The organism is Streptomyces sp. SudanB182_2057, from assembly GCF_964272715.1.
Classification (GTDB): Bacteria; Actinomycetota; Actinomycetes; order Streptomycetales; family Streptomycetaceae; genus Streptomyces; species Streptomyces rubradiris.
On record NZ_OZ186798.1, the window covers coordinates 3,812,450 to 3,825,533 of the forward strand.

The following is a 13,084-nucleotide window of genomic DNA, read 5'->3' on the forward strand; positions in this document are numbered from 1 at the left end:
CGCGGGGGCGTGCGACGAGGTCAGTGCGCTGGCTTGAGCGGCAGCAGGGCGCTGATGCGGAATCCTCCGCCGGGGCGCGGTCCCGCGTCCAGCGTGCCGCCGACCATGCCGACGCGCTCGCGCATGCCGATCAGGCCGTGTCCCCGGCCGTCGGCGCCGCCCTCCTCGTACAGCTCGTGCGGGGCGCCCTTGCCGTCGTCCTCGACCAGCAGGCCCAGGCCGTCGTCGAAGTAGACCAGCCGTACGCTCGCGCCCGCACCCGGCCCGCCGTGCTTGCGGGTGTTGGTGAGCGCCTCCTGCACGATCCGGTACGCCGTCAGCTCGACCCCGCTGGGCAGCGGGCGCGGGGTGCCCTCGACCTTGAAGTCGACCGGAAGGCCGGAGCTGCGGCACTGCTCGATCAGGTCGTCGATCTGCTCGACGTCGGGCTGCGGGACGTACTCCCCGGTCTCCTGGTGCTCGCCGGTGCGCAGCACGCCCAGCAGGCGGCGCATCTCCGCCAGGGCCTGGCGGCCGGTGGAGGAGATCGTCTCCAGGGCCTTCTTCGCCTGGTCGGGCGCGGTGTCCATGACGTAGTTGGCGCCGTCGGCCTGCACCACCATCACCGACACGTTGTGCGCGACCACGTCGTGCAGCTCGCGCGCGATGCGGGCGCGCTCGGCGGCGACCGCGACCTTCGCCTGCGCCTCGCGCTCCTTCTCCAGGCGGGCCGCGCGCTCCTCCAGCTGGGCGAAGTAGGCGCGCCGGGTGCGCATGGAGTCACCGAGCACCCAGGCGAGGGCGAAGGGCACCGTCTGGAACACCGCGATGGCGATCTGCCCGCCGAAACTGGCCTGCTCCTGCGGCCAGCGGATCTGGGCCGCGGTCGCCGCGCAGAGGCTGACGGTGAGCGCGAGCCGGGAGGCCCAGCGCGCCCCGACCGCCGCGACCGTGTACGTGATCACCAGCATGGCGAAGTCGGCGACGGTCGTCTCGACGTCCAGGACCAGCTGGGCCAGCCCGGTCACCAGGGCGACCAGCAGCATCGGCTCAGGGAAACGGCGGCGCAGCGCCACGACCACGCACAGGACGGCGGACACGGCCAGACCGGCGGGCAGCGACCCGTGGTGATGCGGCGATCCGTCCCAGCTGACCTCGCTCAGGCCGGACATCCCGAACAGGACGACGGCCCAGAAGGTGTCGACCCAGGTCGGGTGGCGACGGAGGAAGTCATAGAGGCGCTGCACGTAACCCAGCGTAGGGAAACCGGGTGCGTGTAGGGGTCAACCGAAGGGCCGATCCGCGCCCGGCGCGCGTACTCCGCAAGGTGGATGCCGTGATCACCTGTGCGCCTAGTCTGGCTCCGTGACGGATGAGACGGCGGGGGCACTCCCCGGGGAGCCGGGCCCGCGCGGCTGGCGCGCGGCGGCCGGGGCGGCGCTGTACGGGCCGGGTGGCTTCTACCGGCGCCCGGAGGGGCCGGCCGGTCACTTCCGCACCTCCGTGCACGCCTCCCCGCTGTTCGCGCGGGCCGTGGCCCGGCTGCTGTGCCGGGTCGACGCGGCGCTCGGCCGGCCCGCCGTGCTGGACTTCGTCGACATGGGCGCCGGGCGGGGCGAGCTGACCCGCGGGGTGCTCGCCGCGCTGCCGGCCGAGGTGGCCGCGCGCACCCGCGCGTACGCCGTCGAGGTCGCCGGGCGCCCGGCCGGACTGGACGAGCGGATCCTCTGGCGCGGCGAGCTCCCGGACCAGGTCACCGGGCTGCTGTTCGCCAACGAGTGGCTGGACAACGTTCCCGTGGACGTCGTGGAGGTGGACGCGGCCGGGGTTCCCCGGCTGGTGCTCGTCGCGCGGGACGGCTCCGAGCGGCTCGGGGAGCCGGTGACGGGGGCGGCGGCCGACTGGCTCGCGCGCTGGTGGCCGCTGCCGGCCGAGGAGGGGCTGCGGGCGGAGGTCGGGCTGCCCCGGGACGAGGCGTGGGCGTCGGCCGTGGCGCGGCTGGCACGGGGGCTCGCGGTGGCCGTGGACTACGCGCACACCGTGGACACGCGCCCGCCCTTCGGGACGCTCACCGGCTTCCGGGAGGGACGCGAGACGGCGCCCGTGCCGGACGGCTCGTGCGACATCACGGCGCACGTCGCGCTGGACGCGTGCGCGGCGGCACCGGGCGCGCCGTACCCGCCGGGCGCGCCCTGCACGCCGTCGGCTCCGGCGCAGGCACCGTCCGGGGCGGCGGACGGAACTCCCGGGACAGCGCGCGTACTGCCCCGCCCGCGCCTGCTCACACAACGCGCCGCCTTGCGCACCCTGGACATCACCGGCGCACGCCCCCCGCTCGCGCTGGCCTCCACGGACCCCGCCGGCTACGTACGCGCCCTCGCGAGCGCCGGGGAGGCCGCCGAGCTCACGGCGGCGGGCGGCCTCGGCGACTTCGGCTGGCTGCTCCAGCCCGTCGGCATCCCGGACCCCCTGGAAGCGGACGCGTAGGCCCCGGGGCGGGCCCGGCGCCGCCTACTTGTCGATGTCGCCGACCACGAAGAACAACGAGCCCAGGATCGCGACCATGTCCGCCACCAGCGTCCCCGGCAGCAGCTCGGTCAGCGCCTGGATGTTGTTGTACGAGGCCGAGCGCAGCTTCAGCCGGTACGGGGTCTTCTCGCCCTTGCTCACCAGGTAGTAGCCGTTGATGCCGAGCGGGTTCTCGGTCCACGCGTACGTGTGTCCCTCGGGCGCCTTCAGCACCTTCGGCAGCCGCTGGTTGATCGGCCCGGGCGGCAGCTCGGCGAGCCGGTCCAGGCAGGCGTCGGCGAGGTCCAGGGCGTTGTGGGTCTGCCCCAGCAGCACCTCGAAGCGGGCGAGGCAGTCGCCCTCGGTACGGGTCACCACCTTCAGCACGTCCTGGAGGTCGCCGTAGGCCAGGTACGGCTCGTCGCGGCGCAGGTCGAAGTCGACGCCCGAGGCGCGCGCGATGGGCCCGCTCACGCCGTAGGCGTGCACCGTCTCGGGCGCGAGCGCCCCCACCCCGCGCGTGCGCCCCCGGAAGATCTCGTTGCCGAGCACCAGGTCGTCGAAGACGTCCATGCGCGAGCGCACCGCGGCGACGGCCGCACGCGCGCGTGCCGTCCAGCCCGCCGGCAGGTCCTCCTTGAGGCCGCCGACGCGGTTGAACATGTAGTGCATGCGCCCGCCGGAGACCTCCTCCATGACGTTCTGGAGCACCTCGCGCTCCCGGAACGCGTAGAACACCGGCGTGATCCCGCCCAGCTCCAGCGGGTAGGAGCCGAGGAACATCAGGTGGTTCAGCACCCGGTTCAGCTCGGCGAGCAGGGTGCGCGTCCACACCGCCCGCCCGGGGACCTCCATGCCGAGCATCCGCTCCACGGCGAGGACCACGCCCAGCTCGTTGGAGAACGCCGACAGCCAGTCGTGGCGGTTGGCGAGCACGATGATCTGCCGGTAGTCGCGCGCCTCGAAGAGCTTCTCGGCGCCCCGGTGCATGTAGCCGATCACCGGCTCCGCGCGGACGATGCGCTCCCCGTCCAGCACGAGCCTGAGCCGCAGCACGCCGTGCGTGGACGGGTGCTGGGGCCCGATGTTGAGCACCATGTCGGTGCTCTCCGCCGCACCGCCGATGCCGACCGTGGTCTCCGTCGTAGGAGTCATGGGCCCAGTTTCCCCTACGTACGCTGGGCACATGGAAACGGGGAGCCTGGACGGGACGGGAGCGGCGGCGGAGCAGCCGGTGTGGCGTCGGCCGGAGCCGGGACTGCTGCGGGTGCGGCGGCTGCTGCTGGCGGTGTGGGCGGGGGTGCTCGCGGTGGCGGCCGGGCTGCTGCCGGGGCTCTTCGCGGGCCCGGCGTGGGCCGCGTGCGCGCTGCTGCCGCCGGTGTGCGCCGCCGCGTGCTGGAGGCTGCTGGAACGCAACTGGCGGTCCTGGCGGTACGCCGAGCGCGCCGACGACCTGCTGATCAGCCGCGGTGTCCTGTGGCGCGAGGAGACGGTGGTGCCGTACGGGCGGATGCAGCTGGTGGAGGTGACCTCCGGGCCCGTGGAGCGGCGCTTCGGGCTGGCCACCGTACAGCTGCACACGGCCGCCGCCGCGACCGACGCGACCATCCCCGGCCTGGACCCGGCCGAGGCGGAACGGCTGCGCGACCGGCTCACCGAGCTGGGCGAGGCACGATCGGCGGGCCTGTGACGTCCCGGGAGCGGGCCGAGGGCACGGGCGGCGGCATACCCGGGCGGGGAGAACGCGCGGAGGGCGGCGCACCGGAGCGGGTCGAGCGCGCGGAGGGCGGCGGGCCCGGGCCAACCCAGCGCGCGGACGGCGGCGTGGCCGGGCGCGCGCCCGTCATCGAGCGCCGGTTGCACCCGGTCACGCCCCTGCGCCGGGCGTGGGCGCCGCTCGCCGTGCTGGCCGGCTGGGCGGTGCACGACCCGAACGGCGCGCAGGAGCAGCTCGCCCGGCTCACGGGCACCATGCTCCTGCTGGCCATCGCGGTCCTGGTGCCGGCGGCCGGTCTCTACGGCTTCCTGTCCTGGTGGTACACGCACTACGCGGTCACCGACACCGAGCTGCGCATACGCACCGGACTGCTGTTCCGGCGCACCGCGCACATACGGCTGGAGCGCGTCCAGGCCGTGGACGTCTCCCGTCCGCTCCTCGCGCGCGTGGCGGGCGTCGCCAAGCTGCGCATCGACGTCGTAGGCACCGACGACAAGGACGAACTGGCCTTTCTGAGCGAGCGCGAGGCGCGCGCCCTGCGCGCGGAACTGCTCGCGCGCGCGGCCGGTTTCGCGCCCGAGACGGCGCGTACGGTCGGAGAGGCACCGGCGCAGGTCCTGCTGCGCGTGCCCCCGCGCGAGCTGGCGCGCTCCCTGGTACTGACGGGTGCCACCTGGGGCTCGCTGTGCGCCGCGCTGATCGTCCCCACCCTGGTGTGGCTCTTCACGGACAACCCGTGGACGGCCCTCGTCACCGCCCTGCCGCTGCTCGGCACGGCCGGGGCGAGCAGCGTGGGCCGGTTCGTCACCGAGTTCGACTGGACGGTGAGCGAGTCGCCGGACGGGCTGCGCATCGACCGCGGGCTGCTGGACCGCGCCCACGAGACGGTGCCGCCGGGCCGGGTGCAGACGGTACGGATCGTGGAACCGCTGCTGTGGCGGTGGCGCGGCTGGGTCCGGGTCGAACTCGATGTGGCCGGATCCGACAACTCCGTGCTGGTGCCGGTCGCCCCGCGCGAGGTCGCCGAGGCGGTCCTCGCGCGCGTGCTGCCCGGGGCGTCGGTGCCGCCCGGGCTGTCGCCCGCGCCGCGCCGGGCCCGCTGGTGCGTGCCGGTGTGGTGGCGCGGGCACCGGCTCGCGGTCACCGGCCCGGTGTTCGCCGCGCGCAGCGGCCTGCTGTGCCGCCGGCTCTCGCTGGTGCCGCACGCCAAGGTGCAGAGCGTACGGCTCACCCAGGGGCCCTGGAAGCGCCGCTGGAAGCTCGCCGACGTACACGTGGACACCGGCGCCGACAAGACCGTGACGGCCCGGCTGCGCGACGCCGGGGAGGCCGCGCGGCTCCTCGCCGAGCAGGCGGAGAGATCCCGCACGGGCCGCAGGGACGCCCCACCGGACCGCTGGATGACGGCACGCTGACCGACGCGGGCCGACACGACTCGGGCCCGGCTCCCTCAAGGGAGGCCGGGCCCGTCGCCGTGCTGTCGCCGGTGGTTCAGGAGGCCGCGCTGCGCAGCCCCTGGACGTCGATCTGCTCGGTCTCGTCGTGCGCCGTCAGGTCGATGATCTGACCGACCTCGCGGGACCGCTCGTCGGCGGGCTCGAACCCGGCCTCCGCCTCGGCCTTGTGCACGGCGAGCGCCTCGGGGCCCACGACGTCGGCCAGGTCCTCGTTCTGCATGGAGTCCAGCTCCGCCTTCGGGTTGTCCTTCTGCGTGCCGAAGAAGTCGAACCCGCCCTCGGTCACCGGCCGCCGCGCGGGCGCGGCCGGTACGACGGCCACGGCGGGCGGCACCCCGAGGCTCCCGGCGGGCGGCACCACGGGCCCGCCACCGGCCGGCGGTACGGCGTCGACCGCGCCGTGCGGACGGTCCGTGGCGCCCTGCGCCTGCTCCTGCTCAACGGGGACGGGCCGGGAGGCGGGAGCGGCCACCGGCGCCGGGGCGGCCACCGGAACCTCCGGAGCCTTCGCACCAGACACCCCGGCTCCCAGTTCCACGGCCCCGGGCTTCTCGGCCGAGGGCTCCGCCGCCCCGGACGCGGCGGACCCGGCCTCAGCCGCCCCGGACGCACCGGACCCAGCCTCATCTGCCCCGGACCCAGCCGCCCCTGACTCGCCCTCGGAAGCGTTCTCCGTCGTCGTGTCCCGTCGGCCCTCCGGGCCGTCCCCGGGTTCGTCCGGGGGCCGCCGTTCGAGGCGGGCCAGTGCCGTGAGGGCTCGCCGGTACAGCCGGGCGCCCTCGGGGGAGAACACCGCGGGTGTCATCGGGGCGGCCCCGGCGGGCCGGGAGGGTTCGCCGGCGCGCGCGGGCGGCAGCGCGGGAGCCGACGGGCGCGCGGGAGCGGGCTCCGGCGCCGCCGTTTCGAGTTCCAGCAGCCGGCGGCCCTCCAGGGCGCTGGCCCGCTCGGTCTCGGCGGTGGCGTACCGGCGCAGCAGGGCCGCGTGCTCGTTGCGCAGGCCGGCCAGCTCGGCGCGCTTGGCGCGCAGCCGCTGTTCCAGCTTCGCGCGCAGTTCGCGGGACTCCTCCAGGTCGGTCTCCAGTTCGGCGACGCGTTCCTCGAAGCGCCATTCGTCACCGGCACGCGCGCGCGTCAGCTCGGCGACCCGCCGGCCCGCCTGCACGTCCCAGCGGCGCATCACGAACGCGCCGACGACCGCCGTCGCCGCTGCCGCGGCGGCCAGCGCGCGCAACAGCGCGGCCTCGGAGAACACCCAGGGGGCCGACGCGCAGACGACGGAGACGCCGGCGATCGCCGAGGGAGGCAACAGCCGGTGCAGAGGAGAGGAATGGCGGTGGCGTCCACGTGGCATGGCCAGAAACTTACCGCGCGTAGGGAGATCGTGGGCCCCGGCCCGTAAAAACACGGCCACACCAGGCGCCTCACGAGGCGTCAGGACGTACGCCGGCTCAGTGGCCGGCCAGCCGCCCGCTGAGCCACTGGAGCGTCGGCGGGATCTCGCGCCGCCAGGTGTTGAAGTTGTGCCCGCCGCTGTCGAGGATGATCGACGAGATCCGGGTCCGGTCGGTGTCCCGCACCCGCTGGATGAAGTCCAGCGTGTCCTTGTAGTTGTGCTCGCCGACCTTGCTGCTGGTGACGAGCAGCGAGGTGTCCGGCGCGGGCTCGTGCCGCAGCAGCCAGAACAGGTCGGCACGGTCGCGCAGCTTGGCGTCGCCGTGGAAGAGGTCGCCGGTGGTGGGGTCGATCGGCGCCTTGTAGTACGCCGACAGGCCGGCGCCGGCCGCGTACACGCGCGGGTGGTGCATGGCGAGCTTGAGGGCGCAGTAGCCGCCGGTGGAGTCGCCGACGATGCCCCAGCCGCCCGGCCGCTTGCCGGCCCGGTAGTGACCGAGGACGGCGTCGGGCAGGTCCTTGGCGAAGAACGTCTCCGTCTGCGGCCCGCCCGGGATGTCCACGCACTCGGTGTCCCGCGGCGGCGCCACGGTCGGCCGCAGCATCACCAGGATCATCGGCTGCACGCGCCCGTCCCTGGCCATCCGCTGCGCGGTGCTCGGGTAGTTCAGCTTGTCCACCAGCGACCGCGCGGTGCCCGGGTAGCCGGTCAGCACGACGGTCGTCGGGAACGAGCGGGTGCGGTACTGCGGCTGGAAGTACTCCGGCGGCAGGTACACGTACGCCGGGGTCGCGATGTGCGTCGTACGGCCGACGATGTCCACCTTCTGGATCTGCCCGCCCCGCTCCGGCCGCGCGGAGTGCGCACCGGGCACCTCGGAGGTGGAGACCACCTGGAGCGGGCCGCCGCTGCCGCCGTGCGCCGAGTGGTCGACCACCACGCCCTGCCCGGTCTCCGTGCCGAACAGGTCGGCCCAGCTGGCGTAGAAGCCGAAGGCCTGGTTGGCGGCGAGCCCGACGGAGGCGAAGAGCGCCACCTGGGTGGCCAGCAGCAGACCGACCCGGCCGCCGACGGACCGCCAGTGCTGCCGGGCCAGGCGCGGCCACAGCCACACCGTGCCGATGAACAGCACGGCGGCGATCACTATCGCCAGCCACAGCACTTTGTTGCTCGTGAGACCCATGGGCTGTTTCCTGTCCGCGCTTTCCGCCCGTGCCGTACCCACGCCTGGTGCGCGCGCTTGCCCGGGGCTTTCCTTGGCCTTTGACCCGACTTTCCGGTGGGGAGTGAACCTCCCTCCCCCAGACACCGTCCTAGAGGGCGCAATGTCGCCGGATGCCCCGATGGCACCGGATTCAAGGTCTCTCGCAGAACTACGGGATGCGATGTCTGTCAGGATAGATGGGGAAGTGTCGGGCGGGGTTCCGGGCCGCTCAAGCCGCGGGCGGCGCCTGCCGCGCGGTCCACGCCCCGAGTCCGTTCCCGTTCTGGTCGGCCGGGCGGCCACGCTCGTGGGCCTCCTGGACATCGCCGCGGGTGTCTTCCCGCGCTTCCGGCACAGCCGTATGCACGCCCTGGCCGAGGTGCTGCCGGGCTCGTTCGGACCGTTCGCGGCGGCGCTCTCGCTCAGCTCGGGCGTGCTGTTGCTGCTGCTCGCGCACGGGCTCAAGCGGCGCAAGCGCCGGGCCTGGCGGGCCGCGGTGGCGCTGCTGCCGGTGGGCGCGGCGGCACAGTTCGCGTACCGGCACTCGATCGTCGGCGCGCTCATCGCGGTCGCCCTGCTGGTGCCGCTGCTGCGCCACCGGGACCAGTTCGCCGCGCTGCCCGATCCGCGCAGCCGGTGGCGCGCCCTCGCCAACTTCGTGCTCATGAGCGCCGGTTCGGTGCTCCTCGGGCTCGTCATCGTCAGCGTCCACCCGGGCCGGACGATCGGCGACCCGAGCCTGGCCGACCGGCTGACGCACGTCATCTACGGCCTGTTCGGCTTCGAGGGCCCGGTCGACTACCAGGGCAACACGTCCTGGACGGTCGCCTTCTCGCTCGGCGCGCTCGGCTGGATCACCGCGGTGACCACCATCTACCTGGCCTTCCGCCCGGAGCACCCGGCCGCCCGCCTCACCGAGGAGGACGAGGAGAAGCTGCGCGCCCTGCTGGCCAGGCACGGCGGGCGCGACTCGCTCGGCCACTTCGCGCTGCGCCGCGACAAGGCGGTGGTGTTCTCGCCGAGCGGCAAGGCCGCGGTCACCTACCGGGTCGTCTCCGGGGTGATGCTCGCCAGCGGCGACCCCATCGGGGACGTCGAGGCATGGCCGGGCGCCATCGAGCGCTTCATGGACGAGGCCCGGGCCCACTCCTGGACGCCCGCCGTCATGGGCTGCTCGGAGACCGGCGGCGAGGTGTGGACCCGCGAGACCGGCCTGGACGCCCTGGAACTGGGCGACGAGGCGGTGGTGGACGTGGCGGATTTCTCGCTCGCCGGACGCGCGATGCGCAATGTGCGCCAGATGGTCAAGCGCATCGAGCGGGCCGGCTACGAAACCCGGGTGCGGCGCATCCGTGACCTCGGCGAGGCCGAGCTGGAGCGGATCCGCCGGGCGGCGGAGGACTGGCGCGGCACGGACACCGAGCGCGGCTTCTCCATGGCGCTCGGCCGCATCGGCGACCCGGCCGACGGCGACTGCCTGATCGCCACCGCGCACAAGCAGGACGACGAGCCCGGCGAGTACGGCGACCTGAAGGCGATCCTGCACTTCGTGCCGTGGGGCAAGGACGGCGTCTCGCTGGACCTGATGCGCCGCGACCGCTCCGCCGACCCGGGCATGAACGAGCTGCTGATCGTCGCCGCCCTCCAGGCCGCCGGGAAATTCGGCATCACCCGGGTCTCGCTGAACTTCGCGATGTTCCGCTCCGCCCTCGCGCGCGGGGAGAAGATCGGTGCCGGCCCGGTGCTGCGCGCCTGGCGCGGGCTGCTGGTGTTCCTCTCGCGCTGGTTCCAGATCGAGTCGCTGTACAAGTTCAACGCCAAGTTCCGGCCGCGCTGGGAGCCGCGGTTCCTGGTCTACCGGGCCTCCGCCGACCTGCCCCGCATCGGCTTCGCCGCCATGCAGGCCGAGGGCTTCGTCACCCTCGCCGTGCCGCTGCCGCGCTTCCTGCGCCGGCGCCGCCCGGCGCCCCCGCGCCCGTGCGGGCACGTGGGCGAGCGGGACGTCCGGGCCGCCTGAGCCCCACGCACCGAGCGCCGCGGCCCGCCGGCCGGCCCCCTCCGAGCGGGGGCCGCCGCGCGTTCCCGGCACCGGCCTGGGCCTACGCTGAACGTATGAACAGCATCAGCGGGCGCGGCCGGGTGGCCGGCCTTCCGGCATGGGACCGGTGCGCGGTCATGGGGGTCGTGAACGTCACCCCCGACTCCTTCTCCGACGGCGGCCGCTGGTTCGACACCACCGTCGCCGTCAAGCACGGCCTGGACCTGGTCGCCGAGGGCGCGGACCTGGTCGACGTGGGCGGCGAGTCCACCCGGCCCGGCGCCACCCGCGTGGACGAGGCCGAGGAGCTGCGCCGGGTGGTCCCCGTGGTGCGCGGTCTGGCCTCCGAGGGGGTCGTCGTCTCCGTCGACACCATGCGCGCCTCCGTCGCCGAGCAGTCCCTCGCGGCCGGTGCCGCCCTCGTCAACGACGTCAGCGGCGGCCTGGCCGACCCCGCGATGATCCCGGTGGTGGCCGCCGCGGGCGCCCCCTTCGTCGTCATGCACTGGCGCGGCTTCCTCCAGGGCGGCAACGTCAAGGGCGTCTACGCGGACGTGGTCGCCGAAGTCGTCCAGGAGCTGCACGCGCGCGTGGAGGCCGTGCTGGCCGGCGGCGTCGCCCCGGACCGCGTCGTCGTCGACCCGGGCCTGGGCTTCTCCAAGGAGGCCGAGCACGACCTCGCCCTCCTCTCCCACCTGGACCGGCTGCGCGGACTCGGGCACCCGCTGCTGGTCGCCGCCTCCCGCAAGCGGTTCCTCGGCCGGGTGCTGGCCGGACCGCAGGGCCCGCCCCCGCCCGCCCGGGAGCGGGACGCGGCCACGGCCGCCGTCTCCGCGCTCGCCGCGCACGCCGGCGCGTGGGCGGTGCGCGTCCACGAGGTGCGCGCCACGGCGGACGCGGTACGGGTCGCGCGGGCCGTGGAGGAGGCGCGCGGCACGGTACGCACGCCCGGCGCGGACGGCGAGCGCGGACCGGAAGGAGCCCGGTGAGCGCCCCCCACACCGACGTCGAGCAGGTGGAAGCCGCCAACACCGCCTTCTACGAGGCACTGGAGCGCGGCGACTTCGAAGAGGTCTCCGCGCTCTGGCTGACGCCCGCGGAACTGGGCGTGGACGAGACGTACCACGACCCCGCGGACACCGGCGTGATCTCCTGCGTGCACCCCGGCTGGCCGGTGCTGACCGGCCGCGGCGAGGTCCTCAGGTCGTACGCCCTGATCATGGCCAACACCGACTACATCCAGTTCTTCCTCACCGATGTGCACGTCTCCGTCACCGGCGACACCGCGCTGGTGACCTGCACCGAGAACATCCTCAGCGGCGGGCCCGCCCCGGAGGAGGGCGCGGAGCTGGGGCCGCTGGTCGGCCAGCTCGTCGTCGCCACGAACGTGTTCCGGCGCACCCCCTCGGGCTGGAAGCTGTGGTCGCACCACGCCTCCCCCGTCCTGGCCGAGACCGCCGAGGACGACGACACCGGTGCGGACGGCGTGGACCCGGACGACGGCTCCCTCGCCTGACGGGGCACCCGCGCCCGGCGGCGGACGAGCGGGCGGACGGCCACGTGGCCGGAATCACCTACCACCTGGTAGCAGCGGCTACCGGTCCGTGACTGGGCCGGGTTCCGCGGGGAAAACCTGCGGTGAACCCTGCGGGTTCCGGCCCGGCCCCGCGCCCCCTCGGCCGGGCGCTGTCGGTGCCCGCGGGTAGATTCGTCTGAGACCGGCGTGCCGCCCGCACGTGGTACGGGCCGGTCGTTCCCGACGATTGCAGGAGTGATTCGCGTGGACCGTGTCGCGCTGCGCGGCCTCAAGGCCCGTGGGCACCACGGGGTGTTCCCCAAGGAGCGCGAGGAGGGCCAGACCTTCATCGTGGACCTCGTCCTCGGCCTGGACACCCGGCCGGCCGCGGCCGACGACGACCTGTCGAAGACCGTGCACTACGGCATCGTGGCCGAGGAGGTCGTGGCCGTGGTCGAGGGCGACCCGGTGGACCTCATCGAGACCCTCGCCGAGCGGATCGCCCGGACCTGCCTGAAGCACGAAGGGGTTCAGGAGGTCGAGGTGTGCGTCCACAAACCGGACGCGCCGATCACCGTCCCCTTCGACGACGTGACCGTCACCATCACCCGGAGCCGAGTATGACCCGACCTTTCCGCCAGGGTCACAGCGACCCGACCGTCCAGCCGGTACCCGCCTCGGTCGTCGAGAAGGTGGACGCCGCGGACACGACCCTGCACAACCCGCAGTGGGCCGTGATCTCCCTCGGCTCCAACCTCGGCAACCGCCTGGAGACCCTCCAGGGCGCCGTGGACGCCCTGGAGGACACCCCGGGCGTCCGGGTGAAGGCCGTCTCGCCGGTGTACGAGACCGAGCCGTGGGGCGTCGAGCCCGGCAGCCAGCCGTCGTACTTCAACGCGGTCGTGGTCCTGAAGACGACCCTGCCCCCCGCCTCCCTGCTGGAGCGGGCGCACGCCGTCGAAGAGGCATTCCACCGCGTCCGGGACGAGCGCTGGGGCCCGCGCACGCTGGACGTCGACATAGTCGCCTACGCCGACGTCACCTCGGACGACCCGCAGCTCACCCTGCCCCATCCGCGCGCCCACGAGCGCGCCTTCGTGCTGGCGCCCTGGCACGACGTGGACCCGGAGGCCCAGCTCCCCGGCCGCGGCACGGTCGCCGAACTGCTGACCACGATCACCCGTGAGGGTGTGGCGCACCGGGAGGACCTGGAACTCCGGCTGCCCGAGTAGTCGTTAAGGTCGAGACGGATCAAGACCGGAGAACGACCAC

General features: G+C 74.3%; 12 protein-coding genes. 8 read left to right on the top strand and 4 right to left on the bottom strand.

What is annotated here, in order from left to right; translation table 11 throughout:
* Positions 1 to 20 precede the first annotated feature (20 nt).
* Positions 21 to 1,226, bottom strand: coding sequence for a sensor histidine kinase (locus tag ACSURM_RS16490; protein WP_436955872.1), 1,206 nt, complete (start codon positions 1,224 to 1,226; stop codon positions 21 to 23).
* A 118-nt stretch (positions 1,227 to 1,344) separates the two neighbouring features.
* On the opposite strand from ACSURM_RS16490, the gene ACSURM_RS16495 reads away from it, so the two are divergent.
* Positions 1,345 to 2,466 carry an SAM-dependent methyltransferase gene (locus tag ACSURM_RS16495; RefSeq protein WP_436955874.1) on the top strand — a complete coding sequence of 374 codons (1,122 nt, stop codon included), beginning with the start codon at positions 1,345 to 1,347 and terminating at the stop codon, positions 2,464 to 2,466.
* 24 nt (positions 2,467 to 2,490) lie between these two features.
* On the opposite strand, the gene ACSURM_RS16500 is transcribed toward ACSURM_RS16495, so the two are convergent.
* Complete coding sequence (locus ACSURM_RS16500; protein ID WP_436955876.1) at positions 2,491 to 3,642, bottom strand: NADH-quinone oxidoreductase subunit D; 1,152 nt, start codon at positions 3,640 to 3,642, stop codon at positions 2,491 to 2,493.
* 31 nt (positions 3,643 to 3,673) lie between these two features.
* Here ACSURM_RS16500 and ACSURM_RS16505 point away from each other — a divergent pair, with 31 nt between their 5' ends.
* Positions 3,674 to 4,177, top strand: a complete 504-nt coding sequence (locus ACSURM_RS16505) for a PH domain-containing protein (RefSeq protein WP_436955877.1) — start codon at positions 3,674 to 3,676, stop codon at positions 4,175 to 4,177.
* Positions 4,178 to 4,311: 134 nt separating this feature from the next.
* Positions 4,312 to 5,619, top strand: coding sequence for a PH domain-containing protein (locus tag ACSURM_RS16510; protein WP_436961114.1), 1,308 nt, complete (start codon positions 4,312 to 4,314; stop codon positions 5,617 to 5,619).
* Between the two features lie 76 nt (positions 5,620 to 5,695).
* Here ACSURM_RS16510 and ACSURM_RS16515 read toward each other — a convergent pair whose 3' ends face one another.
* Positions 5,696 to 7,012: a hypothetical protein gene (locus ACSURM_RS16515; protein ID WP_436955879.1), complete on the bottom strand. Its 1,317-nt coding sequence runs from the start codon at positions 7,010 to 7,012 to the stop codon at positions 5,696 to 5,698.
* A gap of 97 nt (positions 7,013 to 7,109) precedes the next feature.
* Positions 7,110 to 8,237, bottom strand: a complete 1,128-nt coding sequence (locus ACSURM_RS16520) for an alpha/beta hydrolase (RefSeq protein WP_436955880.1) — start codon at positions 8,235 to 8,237, stop codon at positions 7,110 to 7,112.
* 202 nt (positions 8,238 to 8,439) lie between these two features.
* On the opposite strand from ACSURM_RS16520, the gene ACSURM_RS16525 reads away from it, so the two are divergent.
* The 5 genes from ACSURM_RS16525 to folK all read left to right on the top strand — a co-directional run bounded on the left by ACSURM_RS16525 (position 8,440) and on the right by folK (position 13,044).
* Positions 8,440 to 10,275, top strand: a complete 1,836-nt coding sequence (locus ACSURM_RS16525) for a phosphatidylglycerol lysyltransferase domain-containing protein (protein WP_436955881.1) — start codon at positions 8,440 to 8,442, stop codon at positions 10,273 to 10,275.
* 95 nt (positions 10,276 to 10,370) lie between these two features.
* Positions 10,371 to 11,285, top strand: coding sequence for a dihydropteroate synthase (folP, locus tag ACSURM_RS16530; protein WP_359047376.1), 915 nt, complete (start codon positions 10,371 to 10,373; stop codon positions 11,283 to 11,285).
* Entirely contained in the window at positions 11,282 to 11,812 is a 531-nt protein-coding gene (locus ACSURM_RS16535) for a nuclear transport factor 2 family protein (RefSeq protein WP_436955883.1), read from the top strand. Before folP ends, ACSURM_RS16535 begins: the two co-directional genes overlap by 4 nt.
* Before the next feature lie 264 nt (positions 11,813 to 12,076).
* Complete coding sequence (folB, locus tag ACSURM_RS16540) at positions 12,077 to 12,436, top strand: dihydroneopterin aldolase (RefSeq protein WP_189997850.1); 360 nt, start codon at positions 12,077 to 12,079, stop codon at positions 12,434 to 12,436.
* Positions 12,433 to 13,044 (top strand): 2-amino-4-hydroxy-6-hydroxymethyldihydropteridine diphosphokinase, encoded by a 612-nt coding sequence (folK, locus tag ACSURM_RS16545; protein WP_359047381.1) that lies wholly within the window; start codon positions 12,433 to 12,435, stop codon positions 13,042 to 13,044. Before folB ends, folK begins: the two co-directional genes overlap by 4 nt.
* The last annotated feature ends 40 nt before the right edge of the window (positions 13,045 to 13,084 follow it).